At 68.9% G+C, this 14,780-nt stretch carries 13 protein-coding genes and 1 pseudogene; 4 read left to right on the top strand and 10 right to left on the bottom strand.

The annotated features are described in order from the left end of the window. The coding region (locus ACWGID_RS38555) for a hypothetical protein (RefSeq protein WP_452204315.1) at window positions 1-197 on the top strand (197 nt) is incomplete at its 5' end. Between the two features lie 859 nt (window positions 198-1,056). Then, window positions 1,057-2,268: an SGNH/GDSL hydrolase family protein gene (locus tag ACWGID_RS38550; RefSeq protein WP_452204314.1), complete on the top strand. Its 1,212-nt coding sequence runs from the start codon at window positions 1,057-1,059 to the stop codon at window positions 2,266-2,268. On the opposite strand, the gene ACWGID_RS38545 is transcribed toward ACWGID_RS38550, so the two are convergent. The 3 genes from ACWGID_RS38545 to ACWGID_RS38535 form a co-directional block, all read right to left on the bottom strand. After that, window positions 2,265-3,686: an aromatic amino acid lyase gene (locus ACWGID_RS38545; protein WP_452204313.1), complete on the bottom strand. Its 1,422-nt coding sequence runs from the start codon at window positions 3,684-3,686 to the stop codon at window positions 2,265-2,267. The two genes, ACWGID_RS38550 and ACWGID_RS38545, sit on opposite strands and share 4 nt — an antisense overlap. Before the next feature lie 264 nt (window positions 3,687-3,950). Next, window positions 3,951-4,196 (bottom strand): type B 50S ribosomal protein L31, encoded by a 246-nt coding sequence (locus tag ACWGID_RS38540; RefSeq protein WP_452204312.1) that lies wholly within the window; start codon window positions 4,194-4,196, stop codon window positions 3,951-3,953. After that, window positions 4,193-5,263, bottom strand: coding sequence for a GTP-binding protein (locus ACWGID_RS38535; RefSeq protein WP_452204311.1), 1,071 nt, complete (start codon window positions 5,261-5,263; stop codon window positions 4,193-4,195). Before ACWGID_RS38535 ends, ACWGID_RS38540 begins: the two co-directional genes overlap by 4 nt. A 132-nt stretch (window positions 5,264-5,395) precedes the next feature. On the opposite strand from ACWGID_RS38535, the gene rpmG reads away from it, so the two are divergent. Both rpmG and rpsN read left to right on the top strand, forming a co-directional pair. Then, window positions 5,396-5,563 (top strand): 50S ribosomal protein L33, encoded by a 168-nt coding sequence (rpmG, locus tag ACWGID_RS38530; protein ID WP_452204310.1) that lies wholly within the window; start codon window positions 5,396-5,398, stop codon window positions 5,561-5,563. A gap of 9 nt (window positions 5,564-5,572) precedes the next feature. Next, window positions 5,573-5,875, top strand: a pseudogene (gene rpsN, locus ACWGID_RS38525) (30S ribosomal protein S14); the annotation flags it as partial. 46 nt (window positions 5,876-5,921) lie between these two features. Here the strand turns inward: rpsN and ACWGID_RS38520 are convergent. The 7 genes from ACWGID_RS38520 to kdpF form a co-directional block, all read right to left on the bottom strand. Beyond that, the gene (locus ACWGID_RS38520; protein WP_452204309.1) at window positions 5,922-6,764 is read right to left on the bottom strand and encodes a hypothetical protein; all 843 of its coding nucleotides are present in this window, start codon (window positions 6,762-6,764) and stop codon (window positions 5,922-5,924) included. A gap of 141 nt (window positions 6,765-6,905) precedes the next feature. Continuing rightward, on the bottom strand, window positions 6,906-7,583 hold the full coding sequence (locus tag ACWGID_RS38515; RefSeq protein ID WP_452204308.1) for a response regulator: 678 nt from the start codon (window positions 7,581-7,583) through the stop codon (window positions 6,906-6,908). Further along, the gene (locus ACWGID_RS38510; protein ID WP_452204307.1) at window positions 7,580-10,141 is read right to left on the bottom strand and encodes a DUF4118 domain-containing protein; all 2,562 of its coding nucleotides are present in this window, start codon (window positions 10,139-10,141) and stop codon (window positions 7,580-7,582) included. The genes ACWGID_RS38515 and ACWGID_RS38510 overlap by 4 nt, the downstream gene beginning before the upstream one ends. A gap of 12 nt (window positions 10,142-10,153) precedes the next feature. After that, window positions 10,154-10,777: a K(+)-transporting ATPase subunit C gene (kdpC, locus tag ACWGID_RS38505; RefSeq protein WP_452204306.1), complete on the bottom strand. Its 624-nt coding sequence runs from the start codon at window positions 10,775-10,777 to the stop codon at window positions 10,154-10,156. A 7-nt stretch (window positions 10,778-10,784) separates the two neighbouring features. Continuing rightward, complete coding sequence (kdpB, locus tag ACWGID_RS38500) at window positions 10,785-12,797, bottom strand: potassium-transporting ATPase subunit KdpB (protein ID WP_452204318.1); 2,013 nt, start codon at window positions 12,795-12,797, stop codon at window positions 10,785-10,787. A gap of 62 nt (window positions 12,798-12,859) precedes the next feature. Further along, on the bottom strand, window positions 12,860-14,521 hold the full coding sequence (gene kdpA, locus ACWGID_RS38495) for a potassium-transporting ATPase subunit KdpA (protein ID WP_452204305.1): 1,662 nt from the start codon (window positions 14,519-14,521) through the stop codon (window positions 12,860-12,862). Then, window positions 14,521-14,610 carry a K(+)-transporting ATPase subunit F gene (kdpF, locus tag ACWGID_RS38490; RefSeq protein ID WP_137256202.1) on the bottom strand — a complete coding sequence of 30 codons (90 nt, stop codon included), beginning with the start codon at window positions 14,608-14,610 and terminating at the stop codon, window positions 14,521-14,523. Before kdpF ends, kdpA begins: the two co-directional genes overlap by 1 nt. Between the last annotated feature and the right edge of the window lie 170 nt (window positions 14,611-14,780).

The following is a 14,780-nucleotide window of genomic DNA, read 5'->3' as shown; positions in this document are numbered from 1 at the left end:
AGGAAGACGTTCAACGCCTGTGGACGGGGTTAATGCATCTTTCGGCATTGACTTTCGGCACGCTGTTGAGTTCTCAAGAATCGGACGCTCACCGCGCTTCAGACTTTCGTTTGAAGCTCCGGGGCAACTCGCCCAACTTTACTGTTTCGCTTCCAGCCGGTCAAATCGGCCTTTTTCGATCCAGTCTCTCTGCGTGACTCAGTGCCTGAAACCCACCGGGGCGTGTTTCAGTTACCAAGACCTTCAGGGAGTTTGTTGGCGGGCCGGCCGCTTTCGCGTCCTGCGCTTCCGTCCAACAAGAAGAACATTACTGACATTCATGGTGCGGATGCAAATCGGGGTCCTGGACGCTTGTCCGAGGCCCTCGGCACCCGTCCTCGACACCGGTGATCCGGCGTCGAGGGAAGCAGCGCTCGTTCCTCTGGTCACCACACTCGCCCGGTCTCCCGAGCGACACTTCCATCATGCCTCACCCACACAAGCCGTTTTCGCCGGCGGGTGAGACGACGAGGTGGGAGCCGGTCAGCCCAGCTCCCACCTGTCACGCACTGCACCGTCCAGCAGACGCCTCTCGGCGAGTGGCCGCTCGAAGCGGCAAAAGTTGAGGCCCGGGGTCATGAACCGGACGGCACCACGTGTAACCCCCCTCCCCCGAGACCTATTCCCGCCCAACACGCCGTACACCCGCGTGCGGTGCGAGGAGGCGTGGGGTGGGACAGGTACTGGGGACTGGAGACCCGGTATTGCCTGTCCTCAGTGACCGGTTGCTGTCTGCGGCCCCCGTCACGTCACTCCAGCCAGCGTGCGGCTTGCGGCAGCTGCTGCTGGCGGTGTTGCGGGGGTGGAGACAGGTTGTGGTGGGTGGAGACCTGTCATAGCAGGTCTCCACCGACCGGTTCCTGTCTCCAGTCACCGGTTCCTGTCTCCGGTCGTGTGGACCGCCGGACCGTCGGTCGCAGGGGGTCTACCGCTGGTCGATGACGGGTTGCAGGTGAGTGACTACTCCGGGTGGAGTGGTGGTGAACATCTTCCATCCGCCCAGACGAAGGTGATCTCATGCGCCGTCTCAAGCAGTTGATCGTCGCGTTCGCATTACTCGCCATTCCCCTCACGCCGACCGCCAACGCCGCCCCGCCCACCGGATGGGTCGGTAGTTGGTCGGTCGCCGTCACCCCACCGGGTACGTCGGGACTCTCCGCGACCGGTGTCACCGATACGACTCTTCGGCAAGTCGCTCATCTGTCCATCGGGGGACCGCAGCTCCGAGTGCGGTTGTCCAACGTCTACGGAACCCAACCGCTCGTCGTCGGCAAGGTCACCGTGACGCCACGGGCCGACGCACAGGCGGGTACGCCGACCGTCGACCCGGCGAAGCTCGTCCCGGTGCTGTTCAACGGCCGCGCGTCGGTCACGATCCCGGTCGGTACCGAGTGGGTGTCGGACCCGGTGCGGGTCGCCGTACCGGATGACACCGATCTGGTGATCAGCACGTACTTCCCGGGGCCGACCGGGCCGCTCACGCAGCATCCGGCCGGGTACGCCACCGGCTTCTCGTCCGCGGGTGATCAGATCGGCGGCGACGGGTCGTCGTACCAGGCGATCCCGGGCGCGGCCCGGTACGTGATCGAAGGTGTGGACGTGCAGAGCCGCGCGCGTGGTGCCGTCGTGCTGTTCGGCGACTCGATCACGGACGGCGTCGTCTCCCCGACCGACAAGAACCTCCGGTACCCGGACCAGTTGGCCGACCGCATCCTCGCCGGCCCGGCGTCCCGCGACCTCGGTGTCCTGAACGCCGGCATCAGCGGCAACCGCCTGCTCAGCAACGCGGGTACGGCGGGAGACTCGACTCTCGCCCGCTTCGATCGGGATGTCGTCGCACAGGCCGGCGTACGGACCGTCGTGCTCCTCGAGGGCATCAACGACATCGGCGGCAGCCGCGGCGCCACCGACCCGGCGGACCTGATCGCGGTGCATCGCCAGTTCATCCAGCGCGCGCACCAGGCGGGTCTGAAGGTCATTGGCGCGACCCTCACACCCTACGAAGGCGCCGGCTACTACACCCCTGAAGGCGAGGCCGACCGGCAGGCGCTGAACACTTGGATCCGTACCTCTGGTGAGTACGACGGTGTCGTCGACTTCGACAAGGCCACTCGCGACCCGGCCGCTCCGTCGAAGTTCCTCCCGGCGTACGACGCAGGCGACCACCTGCACCCGAACGCCACCGGTTTCCAGGCGATGGCGGCGGCGTTCGACCTCACGCAGCTCTAACCCGACTCGGCCGGGTGTTCGACCTGGCGGTCGCCCCATTGGGTGAGAACCCCGCGGGCGATCTCCAGGTCCTCCCGGAGCGAGCGGTCCGCCAGGTCACCGGGGAGCGCCGCGAGCGCGTCGGCGAGCCACGGCCCGATCGAGGCAGGTGCGAGATTGGCGGGCCGCAGCCCAGCCAGGCGGATCGCCCGGACCGCGGTGACGAATTCGCTGGCGAGGACCTCGCGGAGCGCGTCCAGGAGTTGCTTGGTCAGCGCGGCGGCCTGCGGCGCGAAGCTCGCGTGCAATTCGGCACCGCGGGACAAGGTCGCCGTACCGAGCGTCGCGGGCTGCGCGGACGACCGGACCGCGGCGAGCGCGTCGTGGGCGACGTACTCGATCATCATCACGCCCGAGCTCGCCTCCGCACCGCTGGCGAGGAACCGGCTGAGGCCGGTGTAATCCGGGTCGACCAGGTTCGCCACCCGCGTCGTCGAGAGGGTCGCGACGCTGTGCAGGCTGAGCCGGAGCGAGTCGAGCGCGAGCGCGATCGGCATCGCGTGCCAGTTTCCGTTGTGCAGCACGGTGTCGCCGGCCACCAGCGGGTTCTCCGCGGCCGCGTTGATGTCGATCCGCACACTGTTGCCCAAGGCATCGGAATGGTCGACGGCCGGCCCGAGTACCTGAGCGAACGCGCGCAATCCGAACGGGTCCTGGATCCGCGCGGCCGGCAACGGCAAACCGTCGAGCAGGTCCCGCATCCGGCGCGCGACCCGAACCTGCCCCGGCTGCGGTCGCGCCTCGTGGACACGGACGTCGTACACCTCGGCGTTGCCGCGCAGCGCGACATGCGACAGCGCGCCCACCAGCGGTACGACGTTGATCAGGGTCGATGCCTCGACGTACGCGAGACAGCACTCGGCCAGCGTGAACGCGTTGCTGGACAGCAGCGGGAGGGCGCTCGTCCCGTCGATCACGTCGCCGAGCGCGAGCCCGAGTTCGGCGAGCGGACCGAGGTCGCCGGTCCCGATCGCGCCGCCGCGGTGCAGGTCCGGCAGGTCGTCGTCGTTGAGCAGCCCAACGATCGCGTCGGCCACCGCGGGGTCCAGTCCCGAACCGCCGGCCGCCAGTTGATTGACCCGGATCAGCAGCCCGAGCCGCACCACGTCCTTCGGGTACGACGTCGTACCGGTCGTCGAATGCGACGCCAGCAACCGCGCGCCGTGCTCCGGATCGGCCGTCAGTACGTCGCGGTTCGCGCCGACCCCGGTGGTTCGCCCGTACACGGGCCGGTGTTCAGCCACCTCGGCCACGACCGCCGCCGACGCCGCCATCCGCTTCCGCGCGATGTCGCCGAGCCGGACCGCCGTACGTCGCTGCCCGAGCGCCACCGCCTCGAGCGGCGTCAGCCCGGCACCCGTGAGCTCGACCGGTTCCATCCCCTCAGTGTGGAACCGGGCCTGCCCCGCGGGTAAGCGACGCGCCCACCTCGCCGTCTGAGATCCGAGACAGTCGCGCACCCGGACCGCCACTACTCACCAACCTCGCCAACCACCAGTCACCCGGGCGACTCCAGGCGTGAAACCGCGCCGAAGCCTGAGGTTGGTGAGTGGCACAGGTCCAGCTTCCGTCGCGAGTGCCACGACCAAAGAAAACGGCCCGTCGCCCTCGGTGGGGGCGGCGGGCCGTCAAGGACCAGACCGTTACTTCTGGCCGTAGCGCTTCTTGAACTTCTCCACGCGGCCCTGGGTGTCCATCACGCGCTGCTGGCCCGTGTAGAACGGGTGACTCGCGGCCGAGATCTCGACGTCTACGACCGGGTAGGTGTTCCCGTCGTGCCAGACGACCGTCTCGTTGCTCTCGCGGGTCGAACCGGTGAGGAAGCTGAAGTTGCCGGACTTGTCCCGGAAGACGACCCGGCGGTAGTCGGGGTGAATGCCGTTCTTCATGCTGCGGTACTTCCTTCCAAGTAGGGAGCGAACGGATCGGTCAGGGGGTGGACCGCTTCGTCCGCACGCAGGACACAACCGTCGAGGCGGCCCCGTAATTCCCGGAGATCCAAACCGGGCCCTGTGAAGGACAGGTACGACGCGCGGTCGCCGTACTGCGGGTGCCATTCGAGGGCCGAACGGGCCTGGTGCTGCTGACCGACGCCGGCCCAGCGGTCCGCTGGCAGGTCCACCAGCCACGGGCCGAGGACACCTAGGGAGATGTTCGCGCCGAAACTGTCCCAGCCGATGCGGTGGCGGTGCTGGGTCGCGATCCACAACGTGCCGCGACCGCGCGCTGTCCCGGCGACCAGGTCCTCGAGGGCGTCGTACAACCGCTCCGGATGGAACGGCCGGTCCGACTGCCACACCAACGTCTGCTCACCGGGCGCCGCGATCGAGCCGGCCTCGAGAACCCGGCCAGGAACATGCAGCCGTACGCCGAGCATCCCCGTCGGCGTGGTTTTCACGAGGAGACGCGGGTTGATCGCCTGGACCAGCGCCACCGAGTCGTCGGTGAGGATCGCGGCGTCGGCGTACTCGAGCTGGTGGATGATCACCTCGGCGATCGCGCGACCGTCCTCGGCGGCGGTCGGGATGCCGCGGTCGCGGATCAGGTCCTCGCCGGTCAGGTCTGCGACGACCGTGGTCGTGTCGACGGTCGTGACGACAGCGTCCACGAGCAGGTCGGCGTCGGCGTCGATCTCGCTGGCGATCGCCTGGGTGTCACCGGCGGCCGGGACGCTCACGATCGCGGCCTCGTACCGCTCGACGGCGGCGATGCTCGCGAATAACTGGACGAGTGAGCCACGCAGCGCGCACGAGACACACGGGTGGCCCATCGTGATCACCTCGCGGTCGATCACGCCGGTCGCAGTCCTCGCGGTCCGGACGACGGAGCCGCTGGTCAGCGCGCTCACGTCGTACTCCACCAGGACGCCCGTCGGGCCGGCGGCGGCCAGCAGATTCGCCGCGACGGCGCCGCGGAACCCCTCGTCGAGGCCTGTCAGCAAGGTCACCGGCAGCATCGACTCTCCCGTCTTGTTGAAAACGATAACCAGTACAAAGTACCCTCTGAACCGGAATAGCCGCCACCCGGCCGGCGTTCTTCCTGGCAGGGTCACCCGCCAGGTGATCCGAGAAAGGACAGCAAGGACAGCATGGCCAAGCACAACGACCTCCGCCCGATCATCAAACTCCGCAGCACCGCCGGAACCGGCTTCACCTATGTAACGCGCAAGAACCGCCGGAACAATCCCGACCGGGTCGTGATCCGTAAGTACGACCCGCAGATCCGGCAGCACGTCGACTTCCGCGAAGAGCGGTAGGAGCGCCGGATGGCCACCACGGCGAAGATCGCGAAGAACGACCAGCGCCGCCGTACCGTCGCCCGCTACTCCGAGCGCCGGGCCGACCTGTTACGCGTGATCGCCGATCCGGGGACGCCCGCGGCCGACCGCGCGGCGGCGCAGCTGAGGCTGCAGAAGCTGCCGCGCGACGCCAGCCCGATCCGCGTCCGCAACCGGGACGCGGTCGACGGCCGTCCGCGTGGGTACGTCGGGAAGGCCGGGATCTCCCGGGTCCGCTTCCGGGCGATGGCCCATCGCGGCGAACTGCCCGGGATCACCAAGTCCTCCTGGTACTACAGCGAATGGCCCTCCGCGGGTGGCGGAGGGCCTTTTTTGCTTACAGCCGGTTGTAGGCCTTCAAGGTGCGCAGCGAACCGACCGTGACGGCACCGCGATACTCCAGCGTCGCGGCCGGGCCCGGTGGCTCCCAGGTGATCGCCCAGCCGCCGTCGTCCTGCTGGTCGGCGATCAGCCGGTCGAGATGCGCCTCGAGCTGTTCGTCGGTGAACAGTGGGCGCCAGAAGCTGTCCGGCGTCGGTACGAAACTCAGCGGCGTCACGCCGTACGACGGGTCTGCGGCGTCACCGCGGTAGTGCTGGAGTTTGGGCAGCCACTCGCGGATCCGGTCGAAGTCGACGTCGTCGGTGTGCTCGAGGAACACCAGCGCCTCGCTCATGCCGTGCGCGTCCTCCGGGAAGCCCTTGGCCAACTCCGAGGCGCACCAAGCGGCGGCCTTGTCGCGCCACGGGTGGTCGAGGCCGAGCTTGCCGAGCCGGCCGACCAGTCCCGCCGTCGGGTTCAGGCCGGGCTTGTACGTCCACTCGGTGATGTGCTCGGCACGCGGGTACCCCTCGACCGCGGGGCCGCACAGCGGGACGGCGCCGTTCTCGTCGGCGGTCCGGCCGAGCCAGTCGGCGGCGCGGCGGATCATGTCCTCGTCCCGGGCGCCGGCCCCGAGGAGCGTGTCGAACGCGACCTCGACGTCGAGCGGCAGGCTGTCCGGGCAGCGCTTGTCCGGTTCCAGCCCGTGCCCGAACCCGCCGTCGGCGTTCTGGTAGCCCCGCAGCGCGTCCACCACGCCCTGCGCGTCGGCCCCTTCGAAGACCGTCGCGAAGACCCGCCGCTCGAGCACGCGAGCGTCCCGCCGTACAAAGTCCCGACCTGCGCTGAAGATGTCCATGCCCTGAGCCTCCCGCAGATCCCGGTCCACCGTCTTGCACGAAACGGACACGCGGACCGCCAGGCCATCACAATCCGCGTTCTGGCGCCGAGCCGAGCGTGCGACGGCCCGATCCGCGCGATTGTGATGGCCTGGCGGTCCTCACGGCTCGAAGCGGTAGCCCATGCCGGGTTCGGTGAGGAGGTGTTTGGGGCGGGCGGGGTCGGCTTCGAGTTTGCGGCGGAGCTGACCCATGTAGAAGCGGAGGTTGCCGCCGGCGGTCTCGTAGCCCGGACCCCAGACCTCGGTGAGGAGCTGGCGCTGGGACATCAGCTTGCCGGGGTTGCGGACCAGGACCTCCAGCAGGTGCCACTCGGTCGGGGTGAGGCGGATGTCCTCGCCGGTCTCCAAGGTCACCCGTTTCGCGGCCAGGTCGACGACGGCGCCGCCGACCGTCACGACCGGCTGGTCCTGGGCGATATTGCTGCGCCGCAGTACGGCGCGCATCCGGGCCAGCAACTCGTCGATCCCGAACGGCTTGGTCACGTAGTCGTCCGCGCCGGCGTCCAGCGCCTCGACCTTGTCGGTCTGGTCGGTCCGCCCGGACAGCACCAGGATCGGCGCGTCGGTCCAGCCGCGCAGCCCGCGGATCACCTCGACGCCGTCGAAGTCCGGCAGCCCGAGGTCGAGGATCACCAGCTCCGGCGGGTGCTGCGCCGCGACCTTCAACGCCGACGTACCGGTACCGGCCAGGTGCACTTCGTACCCGCGCGCCTTCAGATTGATCTGCAACGCCCGCACGATCTGCGGCTCGTCGTCGACGACTAACACCCTCGTCACTCTTGCTCCGATCGTTCGCGGGCGCCGGGGACCGGTGCGTCGGTGGGGCGTACGGCGGCGGTCGGCATCGACACCACCATGGTCAGTCCACCACCTGGGGTGTCCTCGGGCTGCAAGCTGCCGCGCATCGCCTCGGCGAGTCCGCGGGCGAGCGCCAGCCCGAGCCCGACGCCGACCGTGTTGTCTGTGTCGCCGAGCCGCTGGAACGGCGCGAACACCCGGTCCCGGTCCGCGCGCGGAATGCCCGGACCGCGGTCGATCACCCGGATCTCCACGGTGGCGCCGAGGGCGCTGCCGGTGACCAGCGGCGGACGCCCGGGCGGCGAGTACCGGATCGCGTTGGCCAGCAGGTTCGCGACCACGCGTTCCAGCAGCGCCGGGTCCGCCTCGACCAGCGGCAGCGTGTGCGGGATGTCGACCGTCACGGGATCGGAGTCGTCGCCCAGCTCCCCCAGGACACCGGGCAGGATCTCGTCCAGCGCCATCGGCCGGGTGAACACCGGCAGTACGCCGGCCTGCAGCCGACTGAGGTCGAGCAGGTTGTCCACCAGTCGCGACAACCGGTCGAGCGACTCGTCCGCTGTCTCCAGCAGCTCGGCGCGCTCGGACTCGCTCCACTCCACATCGTCGCTGCGCAGTGACGTCACCGACGCCTTCGCCGATGCGAGCGGGGAGCGCAGGTCGTGGCCGACCGCGCGGAGCAACGCCGTACGCAACTTGTCGGCCTCCGCGAGCGGCTTCGCCTCCGCCGCGGCCTCACTCAGCCGGGCGGTGTCCACGAGCGCCGCCGCATGCGCGGCGAACGCACCGACCAGACGTCGCTCGTCGGCCTCCAACTGGTGGCCTTGCAGCACCAGGACCAGGTCGTCGCGGGCGGGGATCTCCGCGTCGGCCTCCTCCGGCCGGGTGCAGGTCAGCACCCCGGCCGAGGCGAGCGGCCGCCAGACCTCGGTCAGCTCGTCGTCGTCCACGCGCTCCATCAGGCACGCTCCGCTCATCCCGAATGCCTCGCGAACCCGCTCGAGCAGAGCGGGCAGCGCGGTCTCGCCACGCAGTACCGAACCGGCCAAGGTCGCCAGCGTCTCCGATTCCGCGGCCGCCCGGGCCGCCTGTCTGGTACGTCGTGCCGCCCGGTCGACGACCGAACTGACCATCGCCGCGACCAGGACGAAGATCAGCAACGCCAGGGCGTTGTTGAGCTCGGCAATCGTGAACGTCCGCCGCGGTGGGGTGAAGAAGTAGTTGAGGACCAGCGATCCGCCTACCGCCGTCACCATCGCCGGCCACATCCCGCCGACCAGCGCAACCACGACCACCGCGAGCAGAAACGCCAGTACGTTGCTGGTCAGGTTCAGCGTGTCGCCCCCCAGACCGAGGACGAGCGCGAGCACCGGCGGCAGCACGACCGCCAGCACGAAGCCCTGGATCCGCCGCCGCCGGGACAGACTCCCCCGCAGCCGCGGCAGCCGCCCACGCCCCATCTGCGAGTGCGTGACGATGTGTACGTCGATATCGCCGGACTCACGGATCGTGCTCGCACCGATCCCGGGCCCGGTGAACAGCGAACCGAACCACGACCGGCGACTGCCGCCGAGGACCAGCTGGGTCGCGTTCTCGGCCTTCGCGAACGCCAGCAGCGCGGCCGGGATGTCGTCGCCGACCACCTGGTGGTAGGTGCCACCGAGCTTCTCGACCAGGTTCCGCTGTCCGGCGAGCTCGCTCGGGTTGGCCCCGGTCAGACCGTCGGACCGCGCGACGTGGACGGCCAGCAGGTCCCCTCCGGACGACCGGGCCGCGATCCGGGCCGCGCGGCGGATCAGCGTCTCGCCCTCCGACCCACCGGTGAGCGCGACCACGACCCGTTCCCGGGCCTCCCAGGTCGAGTCGATCGCGTGCTCCGCTCGGTACTGCTGCAGCCCCGCGTCCACCCGGTCCGCGAGCCAGAGCAGCGCGAGCTCCCGCAGCGCCGACAGGTTGCCGACCCGGAAGTAGTTGCCCAGGGCAGCGTCGATCTTGTCCGCCGCGTACACGTTCCCGTGGGCCATCCGCCGGCGCAGCGCCTCCGGCGTCATGTCGACCAGCTCGATCTGGTCCGCGGCCCGCACCACCCGGTCCGGCACCGTCTCCTGCTGCGGTACGCCGGTGATCTTCTCGACCACGTCGTTGATCGACTCGAGGTGCTGGATGTTGACCGCCGAGATCACGTCGATCCCGGCGGCCAGCAGCTCCTCGATGTCCTGCCAGCGCTTCTCGTTGCGGCTGCCCGGAACGTTGGTGTGCGCCAGCTCGTCGACCAGGGCGACCTCGGGCCGCCGGGCCAGGACCGCGTCGACGTCCATCTCGGTGAAGCTCGCGCCGCGGTAGTCGATGATGCGCCGCGGTACCGACTCCAGCCCGTCGAGCATCTCCGCGGTGTGCTCCCGGCCGTGGGTCTCGACGAGCCCGACCACCACGTCGGTGCCCCGGGCGAGACGGCGCTGCCCCTCGCCCAGCATCTTGTACGTCTTCCCGACACCGGGCGCGGCCCCGAGATACACCCGCAGATGCCCGCGCTTCATACCAACATGCTCTCAGCTGGCAGCCAACGCGGCGTTCAGCGTCACCACATTGACGTACGGCTCGCCCAGGAAACCGAGCGTGCGGCCTGTCGTGTTCTCCTTCACCAGCTCCTTGACCCGGTCCACCGGGAGCCCACGCTCGCGCGCGACGCGGTTGACCTGCAGAGCGGCGTACGCCGGGCTGATGGCGGGATCCAGACCGCTGCCACTGGCCGTGACCGCGTCGGGCGGAACCTGCGACGGGTCGACGCCCTCGAGCTTGGCGACCTCCTGCCGGCGCTCGTCGACCAGCTTGACCAACTCCGGGTTGTTCGGCCCGTACTGCGAGGCCGCGCTGCCCATCGCGTCGTAGTCGACCGCGGACGGGCGGGTCTGGAACCACTTCGGGTCGGCGACCATGATCGCCTTGCCGTCGGCGTCCTTCTTCCCGCTGTCCATCGTGTACGCCTGACCGATCAGGCCGGACGCCACCGGCTTGCCGTCGACCTTGACGATCGAACCGTTGGCGTTGCCGTGGAACAGCACCTGGGAGGCGCCGGTCATCACCAGCGGGTAGGCGATCCCCAGGACGACGGTGAAGAACAGAAGCACCCGGACCGCTACCCCGAACTGGCGGAAACTGCTTGTCATTGACAACTACCTTTCAGCGCAGGCCCGGGATCATCGAGATCACCAGGTCGAGGAGCTTGATGCCGACGAACGGCGAGATCAGGCCGCCGACGCCGTACACCAGCAGGTTCCGGCGGAGCATCGCCGAGGCGGACGACGGCCGGTACCGGACGCCGCGCAGCGCTAGCGGGACCAGCCCGATGATGATCAGCGCGTTGAAGACGATGGCGGACACGATCGCCGACTCCGGCGAGTGCAGCCCCATGATGTTCAGCTTGTCCAGACCGGGGTACGCCGCCGCGAACAGCGCGGGCAGGATGGCGAAGTACTTCGCGACGTCGTTCGCGATCGAGAACGTGGTCAGCGAACCGCGGGTGATCAGCAACTGCTTGCCGATCTCGACGATCTCGATCAGCTTGGTCGGGTTGGAGTCGAGGTCGACCATGTTGCCGGCCTCCTTCGCGGCCGACGTCCCGGTGTTCATCGCCACGCCGACGTCGGCCTGCGCCAGCGCCGGCGCGTCGTTGGTGCCGTCACCGGTCATCGCGACCAGCCGGCCGCCCTCCTGCTCCTTCTTGATCAGCGCCATCTTGTCCTCGGGCGTCGCCTCGGCCAAGAAGTCGTCAACGCCTGCTTCGTCCGCGATCGCCTTCGCGGTCAGCGCGTTGTCGCCGGTGATCATCACGGTCCGGATGCCCATCGCGCGCATCTGGTCGAACCGCTCCCGCATCCCGGCCTTGACGACGTCCTTCAGGTGGATGACGCCGAGCGCCCGGGCCGTGCCGTCGATGCTCTCGGCGACGACCAGCGGCGTACCACCGGAGGCCGAGATGCCGTCGACGATCTCACCGAGCAAGCTGTCGGTGGTCCCGCCGTGCTGACCGATCCACGCGTTCACCGCACCCGCGGCGCCCTTGCGGATCTGCCGGTTGTCGACGTCCACGCCGCTCATCCGGGTCTGCGCGGTGAACTCCACGAACGTTGCGTGCGGCAACTCTCCGGTGTGCCGCTCCCGCAGGCCGTACCCGGTCTTCGCCAGCACGACGATCGACCGGCCTTCCGGTGTCTCGTCCGCGAGGCTCGACAGCTGCGCCGCATCGGCCAGGTCGGTGTCGGTGACGCCCTGGACCGGGATGAACTCCGCCGCCTGCCGGTTGCCCAGCGTGATGGTGCCGGTCTTGTCCAGCAGCAGCGTGTTCACGTCGCCGGCGGCCTCGACCGCGCGGCCCGACATCGCCAGTACGTTGCGTTGCACCAGCCGGTCCATGCCGGCGATGCCGATCGCGGACAGCAGCGCGCCGATCGTCGTCGGGATCAGGCAGACCAGCAGGGCCACCAGGATCACGATGTTCAGGTTCACCTTCGCGTACGCCGCGAACGTCGGCAGCGTGATCGTCGCGACCAGGAACACGATGGTCAGGCTGGCCAGCAGGATGTTCAGCGCGATCTCGTTCGGCGTCTTCTGCCGGGACGCGCCCTCGACCAGCGCGATCATCCGGTCGATGAAGCTCTCACCGGGTTTGGTGGTGATCTTCACGACGATCCGGTCCGACAGCACCTTGGTGCCGCCGGTGACCGCGCTGCGGTCGCCACCGGACTCCCGGATGACCGGGGCCGACTCGCCGGTGATCGCCGACTCGTCGACACTCGCCACGCCCTCGACGACGTCACCGTCGCCGGGAATGATCTGGCCGGCCTCGACGACGACCAGGTCGCCGAGCCGCAGCTGGGTGGCCGGGACTGCTTCTTCCTGGTCACCGACCAGCCGGCGCGCGGTGGTCTCGGTCTTGGCCCGGCGCAGCGTCTCGGCCTGGGCCTTGCCACGGCCCTCGGCGACGGCTTCGGCGAGGTTCGCGAAGATGACGGTCAGCCAGAGCCAGACGACGATCCACCAGACGAACACGCTGGAATCGGTGACGGCGAAGATCGTCGACGCGACCGCGCCGACCTCGACGACGAACATCACCGGGTTCTTCCACATCACCCGCGGGTCGAGCTTGCGCAGGGCGTCCGGCAGCGAGGTAAGCAGCATCTTCGGGTCGAACAGGCCCGAGGGTGCCTTCTTCGAGGTAGCCGCCGGTTGTGAAACGGGCGGCGTCGTCAGCGTGGTCACAGTCCCTCCGCGAGGGGTCCAAGTGTCAGAGCGGGGAAGTACGTCAGGCCCGTGACGATCAGGACGGTTCCGACCAGCATCGTCACGAAAAGCGCCTTGTGGGTGGGCAGCGTGCCCTGGGTCACCGGCACCGGCTGCTGCTGGGCGAGCGAGCCCGCCAGCGCCAGCGCGAACACAATCGGTACGAAGCGGCCGAGCAGCATCACCAGACCGAGCGCGGTGTTGTAGAACGGGATGTTGCCGCTCAGCCCACCGAATGCGCTGCCGTTGTTGTTACCGGCCGAGGTGAACGCGTACAGCACCTCGGAGAACCCGTGCGGGCTGTCGGTGTTGAAGATCGAGGCCCGCGCCACCGCGAGTCCCATCGCGATCGACGCACCGGCCAGTACCAGGGTCGGCGTCGTCAGGATGTACAGCGAGACCAGCTTCATCTCGCGTGCAGTGACCTTCTTCTTCAGGTACTCCGGGGTGCGCCCGACCATCAGGCCCGCGACGAACACCGCTAGGACGGCGAGGATCAGCATGCCGTAGAGGCCGGTGCCCGTACCGCCGGGTGACACCTCACCGAGCATCATGTGGAACAGCGCCGTACCGCCGCCCAACGGGGTGAACGAGTCGTGCGCGGAGTTCACCGCGCCGGTCGACGTCCCCGTGGTGGAGGTGGCGAACAGTGCCGAGGCCCATTCGCCGAAGCGGGTCTCCTTGCCCTCCATCGCGGCGCCGGCGGCCTGCGTCGCCGTACCGGCGCCGAGGTTCTCGAAGAGCGTCGCGGAGAACGTGAAGGCCGCCCACAGCACGCCCATCACGCCGAGGATCGCGTAGCCCTGCCGCTTGTCCTTCACCATCAGGCCGAAGGTGCGGGTGATGCACACCGGGATCACCAGGAGCAGGAAGATCTCGAACAGGTTCGACAGGCCGTTCGGGTTCTCGAACGGGTGCGCGGAGTTGGCGTTGTAGAAGCCGCCACCGTTGGTACCCAGCTCCTTGATGACCTCCTGGCTGGCCACCGGGCCGCCGGGAACGGTCTGGGTCTGGCCGACCACCGAGGTCAGCTCGTGACCGCCGGAGAAGTTCTGGACGACGCCCATCGCGACCAGCGCGAGCCCGCCGACGACCGCCATCGGCAGCAGGATCCGTAGCGTGGTCCGGGTCAGGTCGACCCAGAAGTTGCCCAGCCGGTCGGTCTTGGACCGCGCGAAGCCACGGATCAGGGCGATCGCGACGACGATGCCGACGGCGGCGGACAGGAAGTTCTGCACCGCGAGGCCGGCGAACTGGACCAGGTGGCCCATCGTCACCTCGGGCGAGTAGTTCTGCCAGTTGGTGTTCGAGACGAACGACGCGGCGGTGTTGAAGGCGAGACCGGACGGAACGTTCGGCAGTCCGAGCGACAGCGGCAGCCAGTGCTGCAGGCGCTGCAACAGGTACAGCAGGACGACGCTGAGCGCGGAGAACGCGAGCAGCGACCGGGCGTACACGGCCCAGGTCTGGTCGGCCTTCGAGTCGACGCCGAACAGTTTGTAGGTCATACGTTCGACCCGCAGGTCCTTGTCGGACGTGAAGACGCGGGCCATGTACCCGCCGAGCGGCCGGTAGACCGCCGCCAGGCACACGATCAGGAAGCCGACCTGCAACAGGCCGGCCGCGGTGTCGGACATCAGAACCTCTCGGGAAAGATCAGGGCGGCGATCAGGTAGAGGACCAGAGCAGCGGCCACGACCAAGCCGGCGATGTTCTCGGCGCTCACAACTTCTCCACTCCACGCAATGCGGACCAGACGGCCGCGAACACGACGACGGTGAGTGCGAGGTAGACGACGTCACCCACGACGACACGACCTCAGGGCGAATGTGCTCATGGGTTCCACTGGACACCGTTGGCTGCGCGGTCAGGAGGGTTCTCGCAGGCCTCTCACAC

The sequence above is a fragment of the Kribbella sp. NPDC054772 genome (assembly GCF_053611945.1).
This window is presented reverse-complemented; position numbering and strand designations above follow the sequence as displayed.